The following is a 25101-nucleotide window of genomic DNA, read 5'->3' as shown; positions in this document are numbered from 1 at the left end:
GCCATGACCGACCCTGTCGTCAAACCGGATGCCTGGCTGGCGCTGCGCCGCTTCAGCGCGGCCCGCATCGCCCTCGGCCACGCCGGCGTCAGCCAGCCGACTTCCGCCCAGCTCGATTTCCAGCTGGCCCATGCCCGCGCCCGCGACGCCGTGCACGCTGAACTCGACAGCGGCACCCTGGCGCGGGCGCTCGACGCCGCATGGCCTGGGGCTGTGCAGTGCCTGGCGCTGCACAGCGCCGCCGCGAACCGCCATGTCTACCTGCAGCGGCCGGACCTGGGGCGCCGGCTCGATGCGGCCTCGCGTACCCTGCTGGCCACGGCCGGAGGATCGTACGACCTGGCGTTCGTGGTGGCCGACGGCCTGTCCTCGCTGGCGGTCGCGCAGCATGCCGCACCGTTCCTCGCCGCCTTGCGCGCGCGCCTGCAGGCCGAGGCATGGTCGGTTGCGCCGGTGTCGGTCGTGCTGCAGGGACGCGTGGCGGTCGGCGACGAGGTGGGCGAGCTGCTGGGCGCGCGGACCGTCGTCGTGCTGGTCGGCGAACGCCCGGGCCTCAGCTCGCCGGACAGCATGGGGCTGTACGTCACATGGGCGCCGCGCGTGGGGCTGACGGATGAACGACGCAACTGCATCTCGAACGTGCGGCCGGCGGGGCTGCCGTATGACGCCGCAGCCGGCAGGCTGCATTACCTGCTGGCGGAAGCGCGGCGGCGGCAGCTGACGGGGGTGGAACTGAAGGACGAGACGGAGGACCTGGTGGCGCTGGACCACCAGGATCAGGGGCGTTTCCTGCTTTGACAGACAGGCAGCAGCTAACGTCCCATGGCGTTGGCCCGCAACCGCTCGCACTCCTCATCCGTAAACAGGCGCGAACGGGTGAGGAAGCGCCGCCCGGTGCCGTTATCGAGCGAAAACATGCCGCCGTTGCCGGACACGACGTCGATGATCAGCTGCGTATGCTCCCAGTAGCCGAACTGCTCCACGCCCATGTAGAACGGCGCGCCATCGAGGTCGCCGAGATGCACGTCGGTATCGCTCAGGTTGAATTCGCCCTGGGCGTAGCACATCGGCGCGCTGCCGTCGCAGCAGCCGCCGGACTGGAAGAACATCAGTGGACCATGCCGCCGCCGCAGCTCGCCGATGAAGGCCAGCGCGGCGGGGGTCGCGGTCACCCTTGCGATCGCATCCGCCATGGCGGCGACGGCGTCAGAAGAAGCCCAGCGCCTTGGCGCTGTAGCTGACCAGCAGGTTCTTCGTCTGCTGGTAATGGTCGAGCATCATCTTGTGGTTCTCGCGGCCGATGCCGGACTGCTTGTAGCCGCCGAATGCCGCATGCGCCGGATACAGGTGGTAGCAGTTGGTCCATACGCGGCCGGCCTGGATGGCGCGGCCGACGCGGAAAGCGCGGCTGCCGTCGCGCGTCCACAGGCCGGCGCCCAGGCCGTACAAGGTGTCGTTGGCGATGCGCAGCGCGTCCGCTTCGTCCTTGAAGGTCGTCACGGAGACGACCGGGCCGAAGATCTCTTCCTGGAAGATGCGCATCTTGTTGTCGCCCTTGAACACGGTGGGCCGCACGTAGAAGCCGCCGGACAGGTCGCCGTCATGCGTGGCGCGTTCGCCGCCGGCCAGCACTTCGGCGCCTTCCTGGCGGCCGATGTCGAGGTAGGACAGGATCTTTTCCAGCTGTTCCTGCGAGGCCTGGGCGCCGATCATCGTGTTCGCGTCGAGCGGATTGCCGGCCTTGATCTTCGCCACGCGGTCCAGCGCCCGTTCGATGAACTTCTCGTAGATCGACTCCTGCACCAGCACGCGCGACGGGCAGGTGCACACCTCGCCCTGGTTCAGCGCGAACATCGCGAAACCTTCCAGGCACTTGTCGAAGTAGTCGTCGTCGGCATCCATCACGTCGGCGAAGAAGATGTTCGGCGACTTGCCGCCCAGCTCCAGCGTGACCGGTATCAGGTTCTGGGCGGCATACTGCATGATCAGCCGGCCGGTGGCGGTTTCACCGGTGAACGCGATCTTGGCGATGCGCTTCGAGGAGGCCAGCGGCTTGCCCGCTTCCAGCCCGTAGCCGTTGACGATGTTCAGTACGCCGGCGGGCAGCAGGTCGCCGACCAGCTCGGCCAGCACCATGATCGACGCCGGCGTCTGCTCGGCCGGTTTCAGCACCACGCAGTTGCCGGCCGCCAGCGCGGGGGCCAGCTTCCATACCGCCATCAGGATCGGGAAGTTCCACGGGATGATCTGGCCGACGACGCCCAGCGGCTCGTGGAAGTGGTAAGCGTAGGTTTCATCGTCGATCGTCGAGATCGCGCCTTCCTGCGTGCGGATGCAGCTGGCGAAATAGCGGAAATGGTCGATGGCGAGCGGAATGTCGGCGGCCTTGGTTTCGCGGATCGGCTTGCCGTTGTCGATGGTCTCGGCGGTGGCCAGCAGCTCCAGGTTCTGCTCCATGCGGTCGGCGATGCGGTTCAGGATGTTGGCGCGCTCGGCCGGCGAGGTCTTGCCCCAGGCTTCGCGGGCGGCATGGGCGGCATCCAGCGCCAGTTCGATGTCTTCGGCCGACGAACGGGCCACCTCGCAGAACGGCTGGCCCGTGATCGGCGTGACGTTGGCGAAGTACTCGCCCTTCACCGGCGCGGTGAAGCGGCCACCGATGTAGTTGTCGTAGCGTTCGCGGAACGGGTTGGCAACGCCCAGTTTGCTGATATCGGCAAGATTCATGTCGTCCTCTGTTTCTCTGTTGGAGTAAGGGAACGCTTGCGCGTGATGCAGGATATGCAAGCGCCGTGGCATCCTGTTTCCGGTCTATCGCCGGCCGCATGTCACGAAGTTGATTATTCCACAAAGCGGCAGCTGAACCATGCGGCATGCAGCGCCGTGGTACGCACCCAACGGCTACCCCGACGGTATTCAGCCCAGGAGGACATGGGCCACGGTACGCGCGGCGATGCCGATGCAGCCGCCCAGGATGGCGGGCGTGCACACCCTTGCCACGCGCTTGCCGGCGGAGATCAGGATGGCGACGCCGGGAATGTCCATCGTGTGGATCAGCCAGCCAGCGCTCTGGTTGACCAGCGCAGCATGGGGGATCTGGGCGGTGCCTTCGCGGTGCATGTCGTCGAGCAGGCCGAACACCGCCGTGCCGCCGGCCAGTGCCTTGGTCAGCGTCAGCAGCACCAGGCTCGGATCGATGGCGGCCGCCTGCAGCAGCGGCGCGAGCAGGCCGGTGAGCCAGGCGAACAGCCCGAGCCCGCGCAGGATCGTGATGGCGACCAGCGACAGCACCAGCATCGGGATCACGCCGACCGCGATCCGGAACGCTTCCGCGCCTGCACGGTTGATCACGTCGAGGATGCCCTTGCCGTCCTCGGCCACCGGATGCTTCAGCGTCTCGTCCATCGGCTTTTCAGCGCCGGACAGGCCGCGGCCGAAGCCGTAGTACGTGGCCGCGGCGGCAAGCATGCCGCCGGCCAGCGACACCGCGAGCGCGAAGCCGAGCCGCAGGTCCAGCGCGGCCATCGGGAACATCACATTGGCCTGGCCCATGGCGAACACCATCGCCAGCGTGGCGGCCAGGTGCCGGTCCGACGCGCCGCGCTGTTCCATCATCGCCAGCGTGGCGATCGGCGCGGCAAAGCTGACAAAGCTGATCTGCAGCGCGGCGAAGACGCTCAGGCCGGTAAGGCCGACCGGTTTCAGCACCGGCGCCAGCCGGACTACCACCCAGTCCATCACGCCGCGTGCTTCGAGCAGTCGCATCAGGCACAGCATGACGACCATGATGGGCAGCAGGATGAACAGCGACAGTTCGACGGCCGAGCGGCCGGCTTTCAGGACGATGTCGATCAGTTCCATGGTGCGGCCATGGCAGCCCTTTCGTTGATTGAAAGGACATTGTACCGGCGCAGGCCGGCGTATCCGGCATATGTACAGCGACGAGGCGGCGAATGCCGCCTAGATGCCGCCTAGACGAACGGCCAGCCGAGGATGCGTTTCGCGTGCAGCACCGGGCGCAGCACCAGATAGCCGATGGCGCCGCCGAACAGCAGCAGGCTGCGCAGGTCGCCCATGAAGGCCAGCCAGAAGCCGCCGACGGTGGCCGCCGCCACGGCCACCATCAGCCACGTTTCGATACTGAGGAAAAACGGCATCGCGGCGCGGCAGGCGCGCAGGACGAGGGCAATGGCTTCCCTGAGGGTGGTGGCTTCGCTGTTCATGGTGCGGGGCGGTGTTTGGGCGGGGCCCGACATCTTACGCGAAATCAACTAAATTGACTACTTTTACAGGTCGATTGCCGGCCGATGCAGCGCAATGACCGCCATCGGCGCATCCACCGCGTGGCTGTCACCGAGGCAGTTCCTCCGCCATTTCCACCGCCGCCCGTTCGCCGCCCGAGGCCAGCAGGATGGTCTGGTTCGGGAACGCCAGGTCGATGCCGGCCGCTTCGAGCCGCTCGTAGATCGCCAGCAGCAGCGCTTCGCGGATGACCACCTGCACATCGAACTCGCGCACGTCGATATAGGCAAACACGTCGATGTTGAACGAGCGCTCGCCGATGCTGCCCAGCCTGGCGCGGGCGCCGTCGGCGATATGTTCATGTTCGGCCAGCACGCCCTGGACGATGGCGATGGCTTCCTTCAGCTTGGCCGACGGCGTGGCATGGTCGACGGCGATCACGGGATTGAACAGGAAGCGGTCGCGTTCGGCGAAGTTCTCGATCTGGCGCGCCGACAGGTCGCCGTTCGGAATCGTGACGACGGTGCGTTCGCCGGTGCGGATGCGCGTCGAGCGGATGCCCACGTCCTCGACGGTGCCGACCACGTCGCCGACCTTGATGAAGTCGCCCACCTGCAGCGGGCGGTCGGCGATCACGGTCACGCTGCCGACCAGGTTTTCCACGGTCTTCTGCGCGCCCAGCGCCAGCGCGATACCGCCGATGCCCAGCGCCGCGATGCCGGTGGTGACGTCGATGCCGAACGTGTCGAGGATGCCGATGCCGGAGAACAGCAGCAGCAGGACCTTGACGGTGCGCCGCGCCAGCGTGATGACGGAAACGATCTGCCGCCGGCCTTGCCGCCGCATGCGCGTCAGCACGAGTTCGGCGACCGCGTCGACCAGCCGCAGGCCGAACCAGACCACCGCGATCACGGCGACGATGCCGGCATAGCGCAGCAGCATCTGGCGCGCCACGATGGCGACGGGCAGCCGGTCCGCCCAGTTGTAGAAGATGCCGACGGCGATCAGCAGGCTCAGCGGCGGCAGCGCCGCCTCGACGAAGCGGTACATGCCGTTGGCGGCCGGATCGGCCACCAGCCGGCGCGTGGCCGCCACCAGCAGCGCCGCCAGCATCCACAGGCCGCCGAAGACCAGGATGCCGAGCCCCAGCAGGATCGCCCAGTCCTTCAGCGGCGCGCCGGCCACGATGAATTCCTTGTCTTCCGCCGCCTGCTGCGCCTCCTGCGCGGCGCTCATGCGGCCGGTGGCGGCGGCGATCTGCGACAGCGTTTCCTTCGACACGCGCCAGACCTGGCGCTCGCCATCCTGGCCGCGCGTCAGCAGCACCGGCACCGCCTTGCCCTTCACGGTGATTTCGCCGATGGCTTCCTGGTCGATCGGCAGGTCGTCGTCGAGCGTACCGCCGGCTTCGTTCGACAGCGCGGCGAACGGCCGCAGCGAGCCGCCATCGTCGAGCAGCGCGTGGAAGCCGCGCGCCTGGCTGATCGCCTGCATGCGCTGGCGGTTGCTGCTCACGGCAGGCAGGTCGAAGTACAGGGCGGCGCGATCGTAATCGAGTTCGGCCAGGGCTTCGATCAGGCCGGACACCATCGCGCGCGGCGTTTCGCGGCCCAGCGGATCGGGCTGGATGACGACGGCGGTCGGAGCGGGTGGCTTGGCAAACAGTGCGTGGCCCGGAAGGCTGGCCAGCGAAAACAGCAGGAAAATCAGGCTACGGAAAATGAAACGCATGCGTGGGACGCCTCCTTCGGCTACTACTTGTCAGGATGCAAAGTCTACCATTCCTCGCCGCCGGCACCCGCACAGTTGCTTGAGAGCAAAGCCAATTCAATGCTCAACAACTTGAGCAGGCGCCGTTTTTTCGCGTGCTAAGCTCGTGTGCCAAAGGAAAGTCCACATGATCCGCAGAGAATTCATCGCCAGCGCGCTGGCCGCCATCGCCGCCGCATCCGGCCCCGCCCTTGCTGCGCCGCAGCCCGGGGCGCGGCGCCCGAACATCATCTTCATCCTGGCCGACGACATGGGCTACGGCGACACGGCCGTCTACGGGCAGCGCCGCATCGCCACGCCGAACATCGACCGCCTGGCCAGGGAAGGCATGCGTTTCACCCAGGCGTACGCGGGTGCGCCGGTGTGCGGACCGTCGCGCTGCGCACTGATGACGGGCATGCACACAGGCCACGCGCGCATCCGCGACAACACGGCGCTGGCCGGCGGCAAGCTGGGCACCAAGGGCAAGGGCAAGCAGCTGTGGCGTCGCCCGAACCTGCTGCCCGAAGACAAGACCGTGGCGCAGTACCTGCGCGACGCGGGCTACCGCACCGGCCTGATGGGCAAGTGGCACCTCGACGGCTTCGAGACGCAGGCCACTCCGGTCCAGTTCGGATTCGACGAATTCAGGGGCTGGCTGACGCCGCTGGAAACCACCCACGGCTACTGGCCGGCGCAGCGCGTGCACGACGACCGCGTGGTCGATATCCCCGAGAACGCGAACGGCAGGCACGGCCGCTATGACACCACGATGATCACCGACGATGCGCTCGGCTTCATCGAACGCCACAAGGCGGCGCCGTTCTTCCTGTACGCCGCCTACAACAGCCCCCACTCGCCGTTCACGTCGCCCGATCTTGGCCCTTATGCGGACCGCGCGGGCTGGTCGGACGACGAAAAGACCTATGCGGCGATGATCCACCATCTCGATCTCGGCATCGGCCGGCTGCTCGACAAGCTGGCAAGCGCGGGGCTGGACAAGGATACGGTGGTCTTCTTCGCCTCGGACAACGGCCCCCGCTCGGAGCCGACGCCGCAGCAGACCCGGATGGCCGACTTCTTCGATTCGAACGGCGGCCTCACCGGCTACAAGCGCGACATGTACGAAGGCGGCATCCGCACGCCGTGGATCGTGCGCTGGCCAGGCAAGGTCGCGGCCGGCGCCCTCAGCGACGTGCCGGTGTATTTCCCCGACTTCCTGCCGACCGCGCTGGACCTGGCCGGCGCGCCGCGCGAGAGAAGCGATGGCGTGAGCCTGAAGCCATTCCTTGCCGATGCCCAGCGCGAAGCGGAAGACCGCTTCCTGTACTGGGAGTTCTACGACCCGGAGTTCCGCCAGGTGGCGCGCTGGGGCAAGTGGAAGGCGCTGCGCATGAAGCGCGGCGGGCCGCTGGAACTGTACGACCTGTCGCGCGATCCGAAGGAAAGCAGGAATATCGCCGCAGAGCACCCGGACATCGTGAAGCGGATGGCCGACGGCATGGCGCGCGAACACGTGGCGTCCGTCGAATACCCGGACCCGGCGCCCGAACCCGTCAAGGGCTGACCGGCCGGGCGCAACGGAAGCCGATGTTCGATGCCGCGCTGTCCGGCGTGTTCATGGTGCGCGCGGCGGGACGGTAGCGGTTGCAGTACGAGGCGTGGCACAGGAAGGAACCGCCCTTCATCACGCGCGCGGCGCCGGCCGCTACGCCTTGCGGGCCTTGCGGATCGCGGCCCGGCGCGGCGCTGAATCCGGTGCTCCAGGCATCGGCGCACCATTCCCAGGTATTGCCGGTCATCGAATACAGGCCATGGCCGTTCGGCGGAAAGGCGTCGACCGGGCAGGTGCCGGCGAAGCCGTCTTCTGCCGTATCCAGCACGGGGAAGTCGCCCTGCCACACATTGCACAGGTGCCGCCCCCGCGGCGCCAGCTCGTCGCCCCAGGGATAGAGTTTCTGTTCGAGGCCGCCGCGCGCGGCATACTCCCACTGCGCCTCGGTCGGCAGCACCGACCCGCTCCACGCCGCATACGCCATCGCGTCGTTCCACGAGACGTGCACCACCGGATGCGCCATGCGGCTGCCGATCGATGAACCTGGCCCTTCCGGCGTACGCCATGCGGCACCGCGCACCAGGCACCACCAGGGCGCCGCCGCCAGCGTGTCCTCCACCACTTCGTCGTAGCGTTCGTCCGGGATCTGTCCCTGGAACACGAAGGACGTGCCGAAGCACTCGGCCTCGGTGACGTAGCCGGTGGCGCGCACGAATTCGTCGAAATCGGCGTTCGTTACCGGGTACACATCAATCGAGAACGGCGACAGCGAGACGGGCCGCACCGGGCCTTCGCCGTCGCCGGGATTGGCACGGGCGTAGTCGGTTCCCATCAGGAAGGTGGCGGCCGGCAGCACGACCGCGGCACGCGGCAGGGGCGCGCCGGGCGATGGCGATGGCGACGTCGAAGGCGGCTGCCCCGATACCACCGGCGCATCGGTGCCGGCACGCGAGGCGGCGCAGCAGGGTTTCACGGGCGCGGCGGACATCGTGGGCTTGGTCGTCATGGACGGTCGGATACTGGAGCAAAGCGCGAGTATAAAGCGTATGGCTTCCCGCACTGCGGACGGCCTGCCCATGGTAATGTGCCGGCATCATCCAGCACCCGACAACCATGCCCATGCCACGCATCCTGCCATCGACCTTGCTGCCAGCCTCCGTGCTGACATCCCTGCCGGCCTCCCTCCTTGCCTGCCTCGCCATGATGGCGCCCGCGGCCGCCCAGCAGCAGGCGGTGCCGGCACCGGACCTGCCGCTGTGGGAAATCGGCGTGTTCGGCGGCGCGGCCTCCACGCCCGCCTATCCCGGTGCCGACGACCGCTCCGCGCGCGGCCTGGTGCTGCCGCTGGTGATCTACCGCGGCAAGATCATCCGCGCCGACCGCTCCGGCGTGAACGCGCGGCTGATCAACAGCGAACGGGTGGAACTCGACCTGGGCTTTGCGCTGTCGCTGCCCGCCCGCTCCGACGACGTGGACGCGCGCGAAGGCATGCCGGACCTGAACTCGCTGCTCGAGTTCGGACCGCGCCTGAAGGTGCTGCTGGCCCAGCCTTCGCCGAACAGCCGCCTGCGGCTGGAACTGCCGCTGCGTGTGCCGCTGGAACTGCGCAACGGCTTCGAGCGCCGGGGCCTGGTATTCGAACCGCGGGTGGTATTCGAGACCGGCGACGGCACCGGCAAGTGGCATGCCGATGCCAGCCTGGGCGCGGTGTACGGCAATGCCCGGCTGAATGCGTATTTCTACGATGTCGCGCCGCAGTATGCGACGGCGGCGCGCCCGCAGTACTCGGCGTCGGGCGGCCTGATGATGACGCGGCTCGGCCTGAGCCTGTCGCGGCGGCTGACGCCGGACTGGCGTGTGTTCGGGTTCACCCGCTACGACAACCACAGCCACGCGGCCAACCGCGACAGTCCGCTGTTCCGCAAGACTAGCGGGCTATCGGTGGGCGCCGGGTTCACGTGGACGATCCACCGCTCCGCGGCGCGCGCCTGGGAATAGACGCAGGCCAGCGCGGCAGAGCGGTCCCGCTAACGGTCCGCGCGCGCCATGCGCCGGGCGAAGTCGGCAAGCCAGGCTGCCCGCCAGCGGCTCACCGTCCGAGCGCCCTGGTGCGCGCCTTCGGCCACGCGGGGATCGGGATCGTCGGTCCACCAGTTCGGGTAGCGCGGTGACGGCGTGCGTTCCGCGGCCGGCATGACTGCCGTGAAGGCGCCGGTCATTGGCGCCACGCCTGGCTTGTCGCTGCGGATCTCGTAGGTGAACGTCCTGGCTTCCTTCGGCGAGAACAGGAAGCGCCAGGTGCCGTCCTCGTGGCGGTAGCCGGGGAAGGACTGGCTGTCGATGAACAGCCTGGCCGCGGCCACCGGCAGCGCGTCGCTGGCCAGCCTGAATTCGACGATGGAAAACGCTTCGACCCTGTCGGCGGCGGTCGCGGGCCGGTCGAAGGTCACGCGTTGCCGCTCCCACGCGCGCACATAGCGCCCGCCCCACGAATCGCGGCCAGGGTCCAGCGGCGTGTCGCCCAGCATGTAGGTCACCGACGGCGTGTCGCCCATCTTCATCATGCCGTGCAGGTGGCCGGCGAAATAGTCGCCCATCGCCCCGTGGCCCTTCAGGTGGCGGGCAACGAAGGCTTTGTTGCCCAGGTCGCCCTGCTGGTTGCCGCCGGTGAACCAGCCGCGGTAGGTGGAATTCGATTCGATGATCCACAGGTCCGGATGTTCGCGCGCGATGTAGTCGTAGGCGGCCGGCCCCCACTTCTTGTTCGGCCCGCCGATCCAGTAGACGCGCAGCTTTGCCTTGATGTCCGGCGCATCGTGCAGGGCCTGCGCCACGTCGCCGATATTGCCCCAGGCGAGCACCCACAGCGGGCGCGGATCGTCGCGCCGCGCCGCGGCCACGATCGCCCGCGATCCGTCGGTCGGCACGCCCCAGCCGCGCAGGCCCGTCGAGCCGGTCTCACCCTGCTTCGTGACGGCGCGCAGCGCGTCCGGCACCGGGTAGCGCGGCGAATGGCGCTTCAGGCGCGGGTAATCCTTCTCGTATTCGGCGATCACCTTCAGGATGTTGCCGGTCCGCCCCGCATCCGATTCGAACGGCGACGAGACCAGTGCTTCGATGTCGAAGCTGTCCGCATAGGCCAGCAGGTGCACCATCGACTGGTCGTCGTCCGGGTCGGTGCCGCCGATGTCGGTGGAAACGACGATGCGGTGCCGGGCCGGTTCCGCCGCCGCGGCCGGCCCGCCCTGCAGCAGGACAGCCGCGGCGCATGCCGGCAAGGCCAGCTTCTTCCAGCATTCGAGCCGCTTCGTCATGGTTTCTTCCTCCGGGCGGCGCGAGGGCGCCCTACAGTTCTTCGTCGACGATGGCGCCGGGCGCTGGCTTCGGCGCGGCCTTCGGCATTTCGCCGACACGCTGGATGCGCAGCGCCATGTACGGCCTGCCCGGCAGCTTGATCACCCGCTTGTTCACGTCCGCGACGCGGTAGCGGGGCGGCTCGCCGATCTCGAACGTGTCGGGGACGGGCGTGACCGTCATGTTCCACGTGTCGATGATGTCGGCCTTGAACTTCATCCCCTTGCGCAGGCCCTTGACCGGCAGGACGAACGGGAATTCGGCTGGCTTGTCGTCGCCGAAATAGTAAAGATAGTATTCGCCGGGCTGGCCGGCGGCATTCATCACGAACAGCTGGTCGATCGGCGCCAGGCCGCCCTTCGGGCCCGCCTCAGCGATCTTGCGCAGGAAGCCGATGCGTTCCGGGCTGGTGCCTGCCAGGTGGCCGCCGCCGGCGATCCAGCCATTTTCAAGAACCTCGCCATGCGTCGCATAGGCGCCGCCAACCAGCGCGACCCAGAAGCGGCGCGTCAGCTCCTCGCCGGAAAGCTGGCCCCAGCGGCTGGGCGAGTTGCCCTCGTAATTGATCTCGTCGTGCACGATGGGCTTGCGGTACATGTCGCGCAGCATCGGCGACACGCCGAACACCTTTACCGCGTTGTAGTACTGCAGGCTGACATGGGTGACCCACGGCTTGTTGTAGTCGTAGATGCGGTCGGCGTTGTGGATCGAGCGCAGGTGCTGGTACGGATCGTACTTCTGCACGATCTGGAAATAGCGGTCGAAATCCTCGTCCGTCAGGTGCCGGATGTAGCTGTTCTCGTTCGCCAGGCTCCACCAGATGTTCTGGAACGCGGCGAAGCGCGCCACCATGTAGCGCACAAAGCGCTGGTTGACGGCGTCGCTGGTGGTGTCGAAACCCCACTGGCCCTTGTCGTACGGCCGGAACAGGATCAGGTCGACCTGGATGCCCAGGTCCGACAGCCGCTTCACGTCGCGCTCCAGGCTGCGGAAGTACGCGGGATTGAAGCGCGAGAAATCGAAGTTGTCGCGCGCCGTGCCGACGAACGGGAACTCGGTCAGCCTGCCCGGCCCGTCGATATAGTTGGCCTTGTACGGCGGCACGGCCAGCATGCGCGCCTTGTTGAATGGCGCCTTCTTCAGCGTGGCCAGCGTTTCCAGTTTCTTCGCCTCGGGCTGGAACGCCCACTCGTAGATGGTGGTGCCGAACGGCAGGAACGGCGTGCCATCGGCATGCGCGAAGTGGTGGGTGTTGGCCACGCGCACCGGCCCCCGGTTCGTTCCTTCCACGGCGGTGAAGGTACCCTTCCTACCGTCCAGGTCGGGATGGTTGCTGTGGGTGACATAAGTCCACTGCCCGGCGCTGGGCGGCATGAAGCGCACGCGGTAGGTGCCGTCGCCGTCGTAGAAGCCTTCCGGCGTATAGCGCTCGCTGCCGCGCGAGAAGGTGGCGGTCAGCTCCAGGTCGATGAACGGATTGCCGGCATCCTTACCTTTCAGGACTACTTCGTACAGGCCGTATTTTTCCACGCGCTCCTGGGCGGCCGCCTGGGCACACAGGCCCCATGCGAACAGCAGCGATGCGAACAGGTAGACCAGCAGGTCGCCGATCGGTCGGTTGGGCGCGCGCGCAGCCGCGCGCGACGGGATAGGTCGTGCCATGCCGTGGGTGTCTCCGTATTTTATTGTTCAGCAGCAGCTTGTCTGATGACCGTGCCACCGTATCAGAGCCATGCGCGGAACTCAAGCATCCACGCCTCACGATCAATTCCGTGATTGCGCGGCGCGCAGCGCACTTTGCCGCCCAGGCGGTCAGCCGCCGGAATTGACCGCCAGTTGCGCGGCGAACGCGCGCTTGTAGGCCGGGCGGGCCTCGCCGCGGGCGACGTAGGCGGCAAGATTCGGAAACCCGTCGAGGATGCCCGACGACCGGGCCCTGAGCAGCACCGACACCATCATCAGGTCGCCCGCGCTGAACGGGCCGTCGAGCCATTCCGCTTCGCCCAGGCGGGTGGAAAGCTGGAGCAGGCGGTCGCGTACACGGCCCTCGACCAGCGGCAGGCGCTGCGCATACCACGGTTCATCGCGTTCCAGCAGCATGACGGTGGACAGTTCGATGATCGGCAGTTCCACGGTATTGAGGGCGGCGAACATCCATGCGATCGCCCGGGCGCGGGCATTGGCATGGTGCGGCAGCAGGCCGGCATGGCGCTCGGCGATGTGCAGGACGATCGCGCCGGTCTCGAACAGCGCGAGATTGCCTTCCTCGTACGTGGGGATCTGGCCGAACGGATGCAGCGCCAGGTGGGCCGGCTGCTTCATCGCCTGGAAGGTCACCAGGCGCACCTTGTAGGGCTGGCCTGTTTCCTCCAGCGCCCAGCGCACGCGCGTGTCGCGTGAAAGTCCCTTGCCGCCATCGGGCGAATGTTCGAAGGCGGTAATGGTGATGGTCATCATGCGTCTCCTCGTCGGCAAAACGGCTGGCTGGCGCGCTTCCGGTGGCGGACGGCGCCCGGTCCGGACAGGCCAGCCTTGCCTTGCCCCGAACCCAGGCCGAGTATAAACGAGGGTGCGGCGCAGCTACCGGCCATGCTGTATGGCGCGCGCGACGGTGATGGCGACGCTTCCGCACGCTGCCTGCAGGAGATCGCCATACGCGGTAACATCGTTTTCCCCACACAGAGGTTTTCCCATGACTACGCCAAGCTATCCAGATACCCGCCTTCTCATCGCCAACGAGTGGATCGATGCCACCGGCGGCAAGACCATTCCCGTGATCAATCCCGCTACCGGGCAGCCGATCGGCACGGTGGCCCACGCCAGCGTGGCCGACCTCGACCGCGCGCTGGCCGCCGCCCAGCAGGGCTTCGAAACCTGGCGCGCGGTTCCGGCGGCCGAGCGCGCCGCCATCATGCGCCGCGCCGCGACGCTGCTGCGCGAGCGCGCCGGCGACATCGCCCGCCTGCTGACCCAGGAACAGGGCAAGCCGCTGGCCGAAGCCAAGGGCGAAGCGCTGGCCGGCGCGGAAATCATCGACTGGTTCGCCGCCGAAGGCATGCGCGTGTACGGACGAATCGTCCCTTCGCGCAACCCGGCCGCGCAGCAGCTGGTGCTGAAGGAGCCGGTCGGCCCCGTCGCCGCCTTTACGCCATGGAACTTCCCGATCAACCAGATCGTGCGCAAGCTGTCGGCAGCCCTGACCACCGGCTGCTCCTTCCTCTGCAAGGCGCCGGAAGAAACCCCGGCATCGCCGGCGGCCCTGCTGCAGTGCTTCGTCGACGCGGGGCTGCCGCCCGGCGTGGTGGGCCTGGTGTTCGGCGATCCGGCCGAGATTTCCGGCTACCTGATCCCGCATCCGGTCATCCGCAAAGTGACATTTACCGGTTCGACGCCGGTCGGCAAGCAGCTGGCCGCCCTGGCGGGCGCGCACATGAAGCGTGCCACGATGGAACTGGGCGGCCATGCGCCGGTCATCATCGCCGAGGACGCCGACGTCGAGCTCGCGGTCAGGGCCGCCGGCGCGGCGAAGTTCCGCAATGCAGGCCAGGTGTGCATCTCCCCCACCCGCTTCCTGGTGCATAACGCGGTCAAGGCGGAATTCACGCGCGCGCTGGTCCAGCATGCCGAAGGCCTGAAACTGGGCGATGGTCTGCAGGAAGGCACCACGCTCGGCCCCCTGGCCAACGCGCGCCGCGTCAGCGCCATGTCGCAGGTTGTCGAGGATGCGAGGACCAAGGGCGCCACCGTCGCCACTGGCGGCCTGCGCGTCGGCGACACGGGCAACTTCTTCGCGCCGACGATCCTGGCCGACGTGCCGCTGAACGCGAGCATCTTCAACGACGAGCCATTCGGCCCGGTCGCCGGCATCCGCGGCTTCGACAGCCTGGAAGACGCGATCAGCGAGGCCAACCGGCTGCCGTTCGGCCTGGCCGGCTACGCGTTCACGCGCTCGATCAAGAATGCCCAGCTGCTGATGAACCGGATGGAAGTGGGCATGCTGTGGATTAACCAGCCGGCCACGCCGAGCGCCGAACTGCCGTTCGGCGGCATCAAGGACTCCGGCTACGGTTCCGAAGGCGGTCCGGAAGCGCTGGAGTCGTACCTGAACACCAAGGCGGTGTCGATGGTCGGCGTGTAAGGCGCGTCCTTACATCCTGAAGTTCAGCGAGACGTACGCCGAGCGGCCAGGTCCGGACGAGAACATCGGCTGGGCCTGGCCAGCCGGCCAGAAGAAATTGTCGTACCACGCATATTCGTAGCGCCGGTCGGCCAGGTTCTTTACCTGCACGTCGATGCTGGCCCGTTCGGACAGCTGGTAGCGCAGGCTGGCGTCGAACAGCACGAAGCCACCGAACTTGCCCTGCTCGTTCGGGCTGTCGATGAAGTAGCCGCCCTGGGCGCGGCCCTGCAGGCCGAAGCGCAGTTTGTCCGACGCGCGGTATTCGGCGCCGGCCGTCGAAATGTAGCGGGGCGTGGAGAACACTTCCTTGCCCGCCAGCGAGGCGCCGGCCGCCGTGAAGGCCTTCACTACCTCGGCCTTTTGCAGCGAGTGCGAAGCCCACAGGTCGAACTTGTCGTTTACCCGGCCGGAAACCTGCAGGTCCACGCCCTCCCTGCGCGTTTCGCCCAGGCCGACCGTGGTACCGGTGGCGGGCATGTTGGCCACCTCGCCGGTGGCGTCCTGCCGCCACACGGCCAGGCGCATCTCGGCACGCGGCGCCGGCTTGAACTTGATGCCCACCTCCTTGCCGGTATTGATCGATGCGTCGAAGGTGGCCTGTCCTGGCACCAGGTAGGCCGGCGCGCCCGAACCGGTAAGGATCTGGAACGTGCGCCCCCAGTTGGCGTACAGGCTCACATCGGCAGTCGGGTTGTACACCATGCTCAGCTTGGGCTGCCTGATCCAGCCATAGTCCTGCAGCCGCGCCGTTCCGCCCGCCATCAGCGTGCTGTGGCCGGAGAACTTGTCGGCCCGCCAGCCGGGCACGATCTTCAGCGTCTCGCTCGGCCGGATGATGGCCTGCACGTAAGCGCCCACGTTGTCGAGGGTATAGGCATCGTCGTTCTGCACCAGCACGGGCGTGCCGAAATCGGTCGGCACGGCATGGCTGAAGCGCGACCGGCGGTAGCCGTTGTCCTGCTGCTCGGCGTTGACGCCGCCATCGAGCGTGACGAGATCGCTGGCGCGCCACGTCAGGTTGCCCAGGTAGCCCACCTGCCGCTCGTCCCAGATGCGGCGCTGCCGCGGCGCGGAACCGGCTGGATTGCTGGTGAACGTGACGCGGCGATCGTCGTCGTAGCTGTTGTAGTAGAACCGGTTGCTGAGGAATGCATCCGGCGAGATCTGCCAGTCCAGGTGCACGCTGGCGTGGCGCATCTCGCGCTCGCTCCGGTCGTTGGCGTTCTTCGCCGGCGACTGGCGGCGGTCGGCGGCCAGTTCCGCCGCCGTCAGGAAGCCCGGCTCGCCCGCATCGTGCTTGTACGCGCGCACCACCAGGCCCGCCTTGACGGCCTTGCTGGCCGACGTGACGAACCACTTGCCGCCGACCGAGTATTTTTCGGAGCCGGTGCCGCGAAACTCGTCCGACTTCTGTGCGGCGATAAAGTAGTTCTGCGCAAAGCCGCCGCTTTCGCGGCCAATGGCAAGCTGCGCCTCGCGCGTGTCGTAGCTGCCGAAGGTGAGGCGGCCGTCCGTGTAGTTGCCGCCCTGGCGGGTGCCGAAGTTGATGTTGCCGCCGATATTGTGCAGGCCGTAGCGCGGATCGTTGGTGCCGCGCACCACCTCGATGTAGTCGATCTCCAGCGGGAAGATCATGTCGATGAAGCGCTGGTTACCGCTGTTGACGTTGCTCGGTATGCCGTCGATCAGCACCTTGATGCCGTTGATGTAGCCCTCGCCGTTGAAGGCGCGGAACGTGGCCTTGCCCGATTCCGCGCCCATGCGCGTCTCGGTGAGCTGCACGCCCGGCAGCTGGCCGACCAGTTCCCAGCTGTTCATCACGTTCTTGTCCTCGACCTTGTCGGCCCCCAGCACGTCGACCGACGTCAGGATGCGGTTACTCAGCAGCGGCCCGCCGGCACGCTGCGCGCTGATGCGCACTTCGCCCATGACGATTGCCGGATCGTCGGCATGCGCGCTCTGGCTGGATACGGCCGCGACGGCGACAAGCATCAGGTACGGACGTCTTTTCATCACACTCAATTACCTTTTCAATAGTGGTTCAGCCACCGGACATGACGGCGCCATGCACGGCGGCGGATGGCCGATCAGCCAATAATGATATATCATTCTCATTAACAACGGCAACATGCCGCGTTTTGTCACGGTCGCTCCAGAGGCCAGGTATCGGGCAGCCGCGGCGGTCGCCTCCTGAGGACCTGTGTTCATTTCGAATGTGATGTGGCCGCGAATGCGAGCGAGGCGGGCCGCCCGCCGCCGCTGTCGCGGCATTTGCCGGCACCGCTGGCGGACTGCAGGCCGAGATGTGGGAGACGCCAGCGTAAAAAGCAAAAGGCAGCCACGAAGGCTGCCTTTTCTTTAACTGGAGCGGGAGAAGAGTCTCGAACTCTCGACCTCAACCTTGGCAAGGTTGCGCTCTACCAACTGAGCTACTCCCGCATGGAGTGGTGATGCCGGCGCGGTTCCAGTGAAACTGGAGCGGGAGAAGAGTCTCGAACTCTCGACCTCAACCTTGGCAAGGTTGCGCTCTACCAACTGAGCTACTCCCGCGCGGAGCAGAACTATAACAGAAGCCATGGCGGTTTGCCAAGCCACCAGCCCAGGCCCACCGCAGCAGCGGACCGCCGCAACGTCAGGCCGCCTGGCGCAGCGCCTTGGCGGCGGCGACCATATTGGAGAGCGCTGGCAGCACCTCGGCCCACTGGCGGGTCTTCAGGCCGCAATCCGGATTGACCCACAGGCGTTCGGCCGGCACGCGCTCGGCAGCCTTCTTCATCAGTTGCACGATGTGCTCGCGGGTCGGGATGTTCGGCGAGTGGATGTCGTAGACGCCCGGGCCGATCCCGTTCGGATACTTGAAGTCGTCGAAGGCATCGAGCAGTTCCATGTCCGACCGCGAGGTCTCGATCGTGATCACGTCGGCATCCATGTCGGCGATCGAGGCGATGATGTCGTTGAACTCCGAGTAGCACATGTGGGTATGGATCTGCGTACGGTCCGCCACGCCGTTGGCCGCGATGCGGAACGATTCGACCGCCCAGTCCAGGTACTCCCGCCATTGCGCCTTGCGCAGCGGCAGGCCTTCACGCAGCGCCGCCTCGTCGATCTGGATCACCTGCACGCCGGCCTTCTCCAGGTCCAGCACTTCGTCGCGGATCGCCAGCGCCAGCTGCCTGCACGATGCCGCACGCGGCTGGTCGTCGCGCACGAACGACCAGTTCAGGATCGTGACCGGGCCGGTCAGCATGCCTTTCATCGGCTTCGCCGTCAGCGACTGGGCGTAGGCGATCCACTCCACCGTCATGGCTTTCGGGCGGCTGATGTCGCCGAACAGGATGGGCGGTTTCACGCAGCGCGAGCCGTACGATTGCACCCAGCCGGACTGGCTGAAGGCATAGCCGTCGAGCTGTTCGCCGAAGTATTCGACCATGTCGTTGCGCTCGGCTTCGCCGTGGACCAGCACATCCAGTTCCAGCGCCTCCTGCTCGCGCACGCTGCGGGCAATCTCGGCCTGCATGGCGGCCTTGTAGCCGGCATCGTCGAGCCGCCCCGCCTTGAATTCACTGCGCGCATGGCGGATCCCGGCGGTCTGCGGGAACGAGCCGATGGTGGTGGTCGGGTACGCCGGCAGTTTCAGCAGCGCGGCCTGCTCGGCGGCCCGCTTGCCGTAGGCGCTCCGGCGTTCGCCGAAACGGACATCGATCGCCGCGACGGCCTTCTGCACGGCCGGGTTGTTGACCCGCGGCGAGGCGCGGCGCGCGGCCAGCGCGGCGGCGTTGGCGGCCAGTTCGGCCTGCACCGAATCGCGCCCCGTGCGCAGCGCCTTCGCCAGCACCTGCAGCTCGTCGAGCTTCTGCAGCGCGAACGCCAGCCAGGACTTGATTTCGGGGTCCAGCTTTTGCTCGCTGTCGAGGTCCACCGGCACGTGCAGCAGCGAGCACGATGGCGCGATCCACAGGCGCCCGCCCAGGCGCGCGGCCAGCGGCTCCAGCCAGTCCAGCACCGCCTCCAGGTCGGTCTTCCAGATGTTGCGGCCGTTGATCACGCCCAGCGACAGCACCTTATGGTCGGGCAACAGGTTCAGCAGCGGACGGATATCGTCCTGGCCATTGATCGCGTCGACGTGCACGCCGGCCACCGGCAGGTTGGCCAGCAGGTACAGGTTTTCCTGCAGCTGGCCGAAATACGTGGCGACCAGGATCTTGACGCGGCAGGCTTTCAGCTGGTGGTACGCCAGGTTGAAGGCGTGCTGCCAGTCGGCATCCAGTTCGGTAACCAGCACGGGTTCGTCAACCTGCACCCATTCCACGCCCTGTTCCGCCAGCGTGTCCAGCAACTGCGAATAGGCCGACAGCAGCGACGGCAGCAGCGCCAGCTTGTCCGACCCATCCTTGGCCTTGCCGATGGACAGATAGGTGACCGGCCCGACGATCACCGGCTTGGCCTTCACGCCCCGCTCCCGGGCTTCGGCCAGCTGTTCCAGCAGGCGCGAGGCATCGAGCGTGAATGTCGTGCCGGCAGTGAATTCCGGCACGATGTAGTGATAATTGGTGTCGAACCACTTGGTCATCTCGCCGGCGGCCACGCCACCGCAGCAGCCCGCATGCTGTTCGGCGGACTGGGCCGAGCGGCCGCGCGCCACGCGGAAGTAATTGTCCAGCTTGTTGCCGTGGAAGCCCTGCACGCGTTGCGGCAGGTTGCCCAGCGTGACGCTCATGTCCAGTACCTGGTCGTAGAACGAGAAGTCACCGACCGGCACCAGGTCCAGCCCGGCCTGCGCGGACCAGTGGCGCCTGCGCAATTCGGCGCCGGTGGCTTCCAGTTCGTCGCGCGACGATTCGCCCTTCCAGTAGGCCTCCTGGGCAAACTTCAGTTCGCGGCTGGCGCCGATGCGGGGAAACCCGAGGTTGTGGACGATGGTCATGCCGTGCTCCTTGGTAAGAAATCAATGACACGATGGTAATGACCACGAGCAATGAAGTAAAATGGTCATTTCTCACACATCAATGAATTTCACTCATAGATCATGCTGGAGCGCATTCATCTCGCCACCTTGCTGGAAGTGGAAAAGCAGGGATCGCTGACGGCCGCCGCCGAAGTCCTGCACGTTACCCAGTCCGCCCTCAGCCACAGCATGAAGAAGCTGGAGCAGCAGCTGGGAACGGATCTCTGGCTGCGCGAAGGCCGCAGCCTGCGGCTGACGCAGGCCGGCCAGTACCTGCACGCCGTCGCGCAGCGCATCGTTCCGCAACTGAACCTGGCGGAGGACCGGCTGCGCCAGTACGCCCAGGGCGAGCGCGGCACCCTGCGCATCGGCATGGAATGCCACCCGTGCTACCAGTGGCTGCTGAAGATCGTCTCGGGCTACCTGGCGGCGTGGCCGCAGGTGGACGTGGACGTGAAACAGAAGTTCCAGTTCGGCGGCATCGGCGCGCTGTTCGGCTTCGAGATCGACCTGCTGGTCACGCCGGACCCGCTGCTGAAGCCGGGCCTGCGCTTCGAGCCGGTGTTCGACTACGAGCAGGTGCTGGTGGTGCACAAGGACCACGCCTGGGCGGCCCAGGAGGAAGTGCGGCCCGAGCAGCTGAACGAGGAAACCCTGATCACCTACCCGGTGCCGATCGAGCGGCTGGACATCTACAGCACCTTCCTGCTGCCGGCCAACGTATCGCCGCGCAAGCACAAGACCATCGAGACGACCGACATCATGCTGCAGATGGTGGCCAGCGGCCGCGGCGTGACGGCGCTGCCGAAGTGGCTGGTGACGGACTATGCGCCGCACCTGCAATTGCGCACGCTGCGCCTGGGGCCGGCGGGCATCCAGAAGCACATCTACCTCGGCGCCCGCGAAGTGGACTACGACACCGATTACCTGCAGTCCTTCATCGCCATGGCGCGCAAGGCGGAGAGCTATTCGACGTGACGGCAGGCGCCGCTCAGAAGCTGGTGCGCGCCGTCAGCTGCACCGTGCGGGGTGCGCCCAGCAGCCAGCGCACGCCGCCGCTGCCGGACAGCGCGTAGTCGCGGTCGGCCAGGTTCCTGACGGCCAGCGCCAGCGACAGCGCATCCGAGCGGCGCCAGGCCAGCGACGCATCCAGCACGGTGTAGGCCGGCAGGTTCGCGGTGTTTGCCGCGTTCGACTGGCGCAGCCCGACATGGCGCGCGCCCAGGCCGGCATCCCAGCGCGGCAGGAAGCGGTAGCGGGTCCACAGGCTGGCGGTGCGTTCCGGCACGCCGGCCGGCGTGTTGCCGTCGCGCGAGACGGGCCGGCCGCCGACGATCTCGTTGAAATCGTCGTAGCGGGCGCGCAGCACCGCGGCGTTGGCGTCGATGGTCCAGCCGCGCAGCGGTTCGGCGGCGAAGGCGATTTCCAGGCCGGTCGAGGACTGCTGGCCGATCTGCTGGGCCAGGCCCGGATTGTCCGGATCGCGCGACAGCAGGTTGCGCTTCTCGATGCGGTAGGCGGCCACCGTCCACTCGCCGTTGAGCGCCGGCACGCCGCCCTTGGCGCCGAATTCCAGCTGGCGGCCGCGCGTCAGGTCGAAACTGACGGAGCCGTTCGGCAGCGCCAGCGCGCCACTCAGCGGGTCCGTGGCGGTGCCGAACTGGCCGTACAGCGACAGCTGCGCGGCCGGCATCCAGACCACGCCGATCCGCCCCGTGACCGGCGCGTAGTCCTTGCCCAGCGCCGCCCTGGTGCGCAGGTCTTCGTGATCGAAATCCATGGCATCGCGGCGCACGCCGGCGACCAGCTTCCAGTCCGCCGCGATGTCCAGCACGTTCTCGGCGAAGAACGCGCGGTTTTCCAGTACGGCGCGGCGGCCCGGAACGGTGGCGACCGGGCTGGTGAAACTGCCCGGCGCGAAATCGTGGGGATCGATCACGCTGACGCCGCCGTACGGCGCGTTGTTGCCGTGGACCAGGCGGGTGCGGTACCACTCGAACCCGATGACGGCGCGGTTGGCGCGGCCGGCGATGCGGCCGTCGATGACGGCGTCGAAACGGTTGCCCGACTGCTCCTGGTCATGCAGGATTTCCAGGTAGTCGCCACGGTTGACGAGCGTGCCGGCGGCATTGAACGTGTACGATTCCGCATTGCGCCAGTGGCGCCTGCTGGTGAGGTAATAACTCTCGTTGCGCAGGCGGACACCCGGCGCGGCCTGGTACTCCAGGCGCAGGCGGCCGATCCGGTCGTTGTAGCGCACCAGCGCATCGCCGACGTTGAAGCTGGTACGGCGCAGGCTCTTGTCCAGCTGCCCGTTGCGCAGCGGCGTGCCGAAGTAGCGCGCGTCGTCGTTGTGCCCGGCGTCCAGCGACACCGTGGCCGTCAGGCCAGGGCCGATGCGCCATGCCAGCGCCGCCGACACGTTCTGGCGCTGGTAGCCGTTGTCGCGCCGGTAGCCGTGGCTCTTCTCCGCATCCACGTAGACGGAATAGGCGACGCTGTCACCGGCGGGGCCGCTGATGCCGATGCCGCCCTGCAGCGTATCGAACGAGCCGATGCCGAGGAAGGCTTCGCGGCGGGTGCGATCGAAACGGGGCTGCTTCGTGACATAGTTGATGGCCGCGCCGATGGCGCCGTCGCCGTACAGCACCGAAGCCGGGCCGCGCAGCACTTCCACCGCTTCGAGCGGCCAGGTCGAGAACGGATAGGTGATCGTGCCGGCGGCGACGACCAGGCGGGTGCCGTCGACCAGCTGCGCCACCGAGTTGTGGCCGCCGAAGCCGCGTGCCGACAGGCTGGTGCCGCCGTTGCCGGGTGCCGGCGCTTCGCTGATGCCGGGCATGCGCACGGCCGCGTCCTGGGCGCGCGTGAGGCTGCGTTCGACGATATCGGCACTGCCCAGCGAACTCACGCTGGCCGGCGTTTCGCGCGCGCTGAGGCCGAGCCGCGAGCCGGTGCCGTTGCGCTCGTCCAGCGACAGGCTGCCGCCCGGCATCCGGCGCGATTCGGTGATTTCCACCGTGGCGAGCGACTGCTCCTGCGCCGCGCTGTCGGCGCCTATGGCGAGTACCAGCGTACCTGCGGCCCAGGCCGCCCTTTGCCAATGGCCCGTCTGCATCCTGTAATGCATGTTCATCCTTGAAGAGGTGTCGGCGTTCCTGCCCCGACCCGGCCATGCACACACATACGCACACGCATGTGAATGCGCATGCGCAAGGATGCGCACGGCGCATGCGCCACGCACTGCACAGCCGGTTCTGGAATAACAGGAACGCCCGACGGAAAGACCACACCCCGGGTCTTTGCACAATCATCGTGACCGGCCGGTCTTCTGGCTCGCCGTCGTCCTCCCCGGTTCCTGCCTTCCCGCGCTGGTAATCCCAGGCAGTGGCGTTGAACCGGTTCGTCAGGCTTACAGCAGCGGGGGCTGCGCCGGAATGGCGGGGATGGATATCCCGCGCGTCACCGGCTTCCCGTTTCACCCCGCCATCGGTCGATGGCGGGACACCGTTCACTCAAGGGCGGGATTCTACAGCCATGCCTGACAGATTGTCACGCGGGCCGCCGGCACCGATAGCGGATCGCGCGCGGATTGTCGCTGCCCCATCGGCGGGATTCCCTGCGGCGCTGCGGATGGGTAGTATCGAAGCGGCCCGCCATCCATCTTTGCCGTACCTACCAACGAGGAGCATGCATGAGTACATTCGTCCAACGGCGCCGCGCCCTGCTGCGCACCGCCGCCAGCATGGCCGCCGGGATCGCGGCCGCGGGAGGCGCCCAGGGCGCCGTCCCGGCCGCCAACGCCGCACCCGTCCGCGACTGGCAGCAACTGGCCGCCAGCTACGACGTGGCCAGCGACTTCGTCAACCTGGAAAACGCCTACTACGGCATCATGGCGCGGCCGGTGGCCGACGATTTCAAGCGCAATATCGACTACCTGAACCGCCATAACTCGCACTTCCTGCGCCGCGAGTTCGACCGCGACGGCATCGAAGCCATTCGTGCCCGACTGGCGGCGCACGCCGGCGTGGCGACCGGGGAAATCGCCATCACGCGCGGCGCCACCGAGTCGCTGCAGAACCTGATCTGCAACTACCGGCTGGTAAAGCCCGGCGAGACCGTCATGTACGGCAATCTCGACTACGACACGATGATCGACGCGATGAACGACCTGGCCCGCCGCAGCGGCGCCGGCGTGGCGACGGTGCAGATCCCCGAGCCGGCGACCCGCCAGAACGTCATCGATGCCTACGAACAGGCCCTGCGCAGGCACCCGCGCACCAGGCTGCTGCTGCTGACGCACATCAGCCACCGCACCGGGCTGGTTCTCCCGGTCGCCGATATCGTGCGCATGGCCAAGGCGCGCGGCGTGGACGTGATCGTGGACGTGGCGCAGTCCTGGGGCCAGCTGGACTACAAAATTCCCGACCTGGGCGCCGATTTCGTCGGCGCCAACCTGCACAAGTGGGTGGGCGCCCCGCTCGGCCTCGGCTTCCTGTACATCCGCGAAGCACGCCTGCCGGACATCGGCATGCAGGCCGGCGCCACGAGCTTCCCCGCGACGGACATCCGCGCCCGCGTCCATGCCGGCACGGTCAACATGGCCGCCATCATGACGATCCCGGCGGCGCTGAAGTTCCATGGCCAGGTACCGCTGGCCGAACGCGCGGCCCGGCTGCGCGGGCTGCGCGACGACTGGGTGCGCCAGGTCATCGACGTGCCGGGCGTGCAGATCCTCACGCCCGAGGAGCCGGGCATGAGCGGTGCCGTCACCTCGTTCCGCCTGCGCGGCCGCACCGGTTTCGACGACAACGTGGCGCTGTCGCGGCGCCTTGCCGACGATTTCGGCATCTTCACCGTGGCGCGTTCCGGGCCGGCGGGCGGCAGCTGCATCCGCGTGACGCCGTCGTATTTCACGCGCGGCAACGACCTGGCACGGCTGGCCACGGCGATCCGCCAGCTGGCACCGGCGTAAGCGCGACTGCGGCGCCGGGCGCGGCACTTTGCGGATTTTTACCCCGGCCGGCGCGTGCCGCCCTTGCCATGCCCGGCCGCATGCCGCACACTCAGCGCTTT

General features: G+C 67.4%; 18 protein-coding genes, 2 tRNA genes and 1 riboswitch. Of the genes, 6 read left to right on the top strand and 14 right to left on the bottom strand.

The genetic code is table 11. The annotated features are described in order from the left end of the window. Positions 1 to 3 precede the first annotated feature (3 nt). On the top strand, positions 4 to 798 hold the full coding sequence (gene eutC, locus ACY34H_RS11865; RefSeq protein ID WP_464977693.1) for an ethanolamine ammonia-lyase subunit EutC: 795 nt from the start codon (positions 4 to 6) through the stop codon (positions 796 to 798). 14 nt (positions 799 to 812) lie between these two features. On the opposite strand, the gene ACY34H_RS11860 is transcribed toward eutC, so the two are convergent. The 5 genes from ACY34H_RS11860 to ACY34H_RS11840 form a co-directional block, all read right to left on the bottom strand. Continuing rightward, the gene (locus ACY34H_RS11860) at positions 813 to 1193 is read right to left on the bottom strand and encodes a DUF779 domain-containing protein (protein ID WP_464977692.1); all 381 of its coding nucleotides are present in this window, start codon (positions 1191 to 1193) and stop codon (positions 813 to 815) included. A 13-nt stretch (positions 1194 to 1206) separates the two neighbouring features. Then, positions 1207 to 2727 (bottom strand): aldehyde dehydrogenase, encoded by a 1521-nt coding sequence (gene adh / locus ACY34H_RS11855; protein ID WP_464977691.1) that lies wholly within the window; start codon positions 2725 to 2727, stop codon positions 1207 to 1209. A gap of 189 nt (positions 2728 to 2916) precedes the next feature. Continuing rightward, positions 2917 to 3861, bottom strand: a complete 945-nt coding sequence (locus ACY34H_RS11850; protein ID WP_464977690.1) for a nucleoside recognition domain-containing protein — start codon at positions 3859 to 3861, stop codon at positions 2917 to 2919. 110 nt (positions 3862 to 3971) lie between these two features. After that, on the bottom strand, positions 3972 to 4223 hold the full coding sequence (locus tag ACY34H_RS11845; RefSeq protein ID WP_464977689.1) for a hypothetical protein: 252 nt from the start codon (positions 4221 to 4223) through the stop codon (positions 3972 to 3974). 127 nt (positions 4224 to 4350) lie between these two features. After that, positions 4351 to 5973 carry a mechanosensitive ion channel family protein gene (locus tag ACY34H_RS11840; RefSeq protein ID WP_464977688.1) on the bottom strand — a complete coding sequence of 541 codons (1623 nt, stop codon included), beginning with the start codon at positions 5971 to 5973 and terminating at the stop codon, positions 4351 to 4353. A gap of 166 nt (positions 5974 to 6139) precedes the next feature. On the opposite strand from ACY34H_RS11840, the gene ACY34H_RS11835 reads away from it, so the two are divergent. Then, the gene (locus tag ACY34H_RS11835; RefSeq protein WP_464977687.1) at positions 6140 to 7558 is read left to right on the top strand and encodes an arylsulfatase; all 1419 of its coding nucleotides are present in this window, start codon (positions 6140 to 6142) and stop codon (positions 7556 to 7558) included. Here the strand turns inward: ACY34H_RS11835 and ACY34H_RS11830 are convergent. After that, on the bottom strand, positions 7548 to 8552 hold the full coding sequence (locus ACY34H_RS11830; protein WP_464977686.1) for a formylglycine-generating enzyme family protein: 1005 nt from the start codon (positions 8550 to 8552) through the stop codon (positions 7548 to 7550). The two genes, ACY34H_RS11835 and ACY34H_RS11830, sit on opposite strands and share 11 nt — an antisense overlap. A gap of 107 nt (positions 8553 to 8659) precedes the next feature. Here ACY34H_RS11830 and ACY34H_RS11825 point away from each other — a divergent pair, with 107 nt between their 5' ends. Continuing rightward, entirely contained in the window at positions 8660 to 9544 is an 885-nt protein-coding gene (locus ACY34H_RS11825; protein WP_464977685.1) for a MipA/OmpV family protein, read from the top strand. A gap of 29 nt (positions 9545 to 9573) precedes the next feature. Here the strand turns inward: ACY34H_RS11825 and ACY34H_RS11820 are convergent, their stop codons facing one another. From ACY34H_RS11820 to ACY34H_RS11810, 3 genes are all read right to left on the bottom strand, one after another. Further along, complete coding sequence (locus ACY34H_RS11820) at positions 9574 to 10860, bottom strand: DUF1593 domain-containing protein (protein ID WP_464977684.1); 1287 nt, start codon at positions 10858 to 10860, stop codon at positions 9574 to 9576. A gap of 31 nt (positions 10861 to 10891) precedes the next feature. Then, positions 10892 to 12562 (bottom strand): DUF5060 domain-containing protein, encoded by a 1671-nt coding sequence (locus tag ACY34H_RS11815; protein ID WP_464977683.1) that lies wholly within the window; start codon positions 12560 to 12562, stop codon positions 10892 to 10894. A gap of 150 nt (positions 12563 to 12712) precedes the next feature. After that, positions 12713 to 13354: a glutathione S-transferase family protein gene (locus ACY34H_RS11810; RefSeq protein WP_464977819.1), complete on the bottom strand. Its 642-nt coding sequence runs from the start codon at positions 13352 to 13354 to the stop codon at positions 12713 to 12715. Positions 13355 to 13592: 238 nt separating this feature from the next. On the opposite strand from ACY34H_RS11810, the gene ACY34H_RS11805 reads away from it, so the two are divergent. Next, the gene (locus tag ACY34H_RS11805) at positions 13593 to 15038 is read left to right on the top strand and encodes an NAD-dependent succinate-semialdehyde dehydrogenase (RefSeq protein WP_464977682.1); all 1446 of its coding nucleotides are present in this window, start codon (positions 13593 to 13595) and stop codon (positions 15036 to 15038) included. A 9-nt stretch (positions 15039 to 15047) separates the two neighbouring features. Here the strand turns inward: ACY34H_RS11805 and ACY34H_RS11800 are convergent, their stop codons facing one another. The 4 genes from ACY34H_RS11800 to metE all read right to left on the bottom strand — a co-directional run bounded on the left by ACY34H_RS11800 (position 15048) and on the right by metE (position 20004). Beyond that, positions 15048 to 17093: a TonB-dependent receptor gene (locus ACY34H_RS11800; RefSeq protein ID WP_464977681.1), complete on the bottom strand. Its 2046-nt coding sequence runs from the start codon at positions 17091 to 17093 to the stop codon at positions 15048 to 15050. Positions 17094 to 17443: 350 nt separating this feature from the next. After that, positions 17444 to 17519: transfer RNA gene (locus ACY34H_RS11795), tRNA-Gly, on the bottom strand. A gap of 35 nt (positions 17520 to 17554) precedes the next feature. Continuing rightward, positions 17555 to 17630 (bottom strand) — tRNA-Gly (locus tag ACY34H_RS11790). Between the two features lie 82 nt (positions 17631 to 17712). Beyond that, a complete protein-coding gene (metE, locus tag ACY34H_RS11785; protein ID WP_464977680.1) occupies positions 17713 to 20004 on the bottom strand; it encodes a 5-methyltetrahydropteroyltriglutamate--homocysteine S-methyltransferase in 2292 nt (763 codons plus the stop codon). 102 nt (positions 20005 to 20106) lie between these two features. Between metE and ACY34H_RS11780 the strand changes: the two genes are divergently transcribed. Then, entirely contained in the window at positions 20107 to 21003 is an 897-nt protein-coding gene (locus tag ACY34H_RS11780) for a LysR family transcriptional regulator (protein ID WP_464977679.1), read from the top strand. 13 nt (positions 21004 to 21016) lie between these two features. Here the strand turns inward: ACY34H_RS11780 and ACY34H_RS11775 are convergent, their stop codons facing one another. Further along, positions 21017 to 23155, bottom strand: a complete 2139-nt coding sequence (locus ACY34H_RS11775; RefSeq protein WP_464977678.1) for a TonB-dependent receptor — start codon at positions 23153 to 23155, stop codon at positions 21017 to 21019. Between the two features lie 174 nt (positions 23156 to 23329). Continuing rightward, positions 23330 to 23552: riboswitch (cobalamin riboswitch) on the bottom strand. A 167-nt stretch (positions 23553 to 23719) separates the two neighbouring features. Between ACY34H_RS11775 and ACY34H_RS11770 the strand changes: the two genes are divergently transcribed. Next, complete coding sequence (locus ACY34H_RS11770) at positions 23720 to 25000, top strand: aminotransferase class V-fold PLP-dependent enzyme (protein ID WP_464977677.1); 1281 nt, start codon at positions 23720 to 23722, stop codon at positions 24998 to 25000. Positions 25001 to 25101: the final 101 nt, after the last annotated feature.

This window comes from Pseudoduganella sp. jia 9 (assembly GCF_055502615.1).
This window is presented reverse-complemented; position numbering and strand designations above follow the sequence as displayed.

Coding starts and splice junctions, on each gene's coding strand:
- eutC (WP_464977693.1), top strand. CDS start 4: ATGACCGACCCTGTCGTCAAACCGGATGCCTGGCTGGCGCTGCGCCGC.
- ACY34H_RS11860 (WP_464977692.1), bottom strand. CDS start 1,193: ATGGCGGATGCGATCGCAAGGGTGACCGCGACCCCCGCCGCGCTGGCC.
- adh (WP_464977691.1), bottom strand. CDS start 2,727: ATGAATCTTGCCGATATCAGCAAACTGGGCGTTGCCAACCCGTTCCGC.
- ACY34H_RS11850 (WP_464977690.1), bottom strand. CDS start 3,861: ATGGAACTGATCGACATCGTCCTGAAAGCCGGCCGCTCGGCCGTCGAA.
- ACY34H_RS11845 (WP_464977689.1), bottom strand. CDS start 4,223: ATGAACAGCGAAGCCACCACCCTCAGGGAAGCCATTGCCCTCGTCCTG.
- ACY34H_RS11840 (WP_464977688.1), bottom strand. CDS start 5,973: ATGCGTTTCATTTTCCGTAGCCTGATTTTCCTGCTGTTTTCGCTGGCC.
- ACY34H_RS11835 (WP_464977687.1), top strand. CDS start 6,140: ATGATCCGCAGAGAATTCATCGCCAGCGCGCTGGCCGCCATCGCCGCC.
- ACY34H_RS11830 (WP_464977686.1), bottom strand. CDS start 8,552: ATGACGACCAAGCCCACGATGTCCGCCGCGCCCGTGAAACCCTGCTGC.
- ACY34H_RS11825 (WP_464977685.1), top strand. CDS start 8,660: ATGCCCATGCCACGCATCCTGCCATCGACCTTGCTGCCAGCCTCCGTG.
- ACY34H_RS11820 (WP_464977684.1), bottom strand. CDS start 10,860: ATGACGAAGCGGCTCGAATGCTGGAAGAAGCTGGCCTTGCCGGCATGC.
- ACY34H_RS11815 (WP_464977683.1), bottom strand. CDS start 12,562: ATGGCACGACCTATCCCGTCGCGCGCGGCTGCGCGCGCGCCCAACCGA.
- ACY34H_RS11810 (WP_464977819.1), bottom strand. CDS start 13,354: ATGACCATCACCATTACCGCCTTCGAACATTCGCCCGATGGCGGCAAG.
- ACY34H_RS11805 (WP_464977682.1), top strand. CDS start 13,593: ATGACTACGCCAAGCTATCCAGATACCCGCCTTCTCATCGCCAACGAG.
- ACY34H_RS11800 (WP_464977681.1), bottom strand. CDS start 17,093: ATGAAAAGACGTCCGTACCTGATGCTTGTCGCCGTCGCGGCCGTATCC.
- metE (WP_464977680.1), bottom strand. CDS start 20,004: ATGACCATCGTCCACAACCTCGGGTTTCCCCGCATCGGCGCCAGCCGC.
- ACY34H_RS11780 (WP_464977679.1), top strand. CDS start 20,107: ATGCTGGAGCGCATTCATCTCGCCACCTTGCTGGAAGTGGAAAAGCAG.
- ACY34H_RS11775 (WP_464977678.1), bottom strand. CDS start 23,155: ATGCATTACAGGATGCAGACGGGCCATTGGCAAAGGGCGGCCTGGGCC.
- ACY34H_RS11770 (WP_464977677.1), top strand. CDS start 23,720: ATGAGTACATTCGTCCAACGGCGCCGCGCCCTGCTGCGCACCGCCGCC.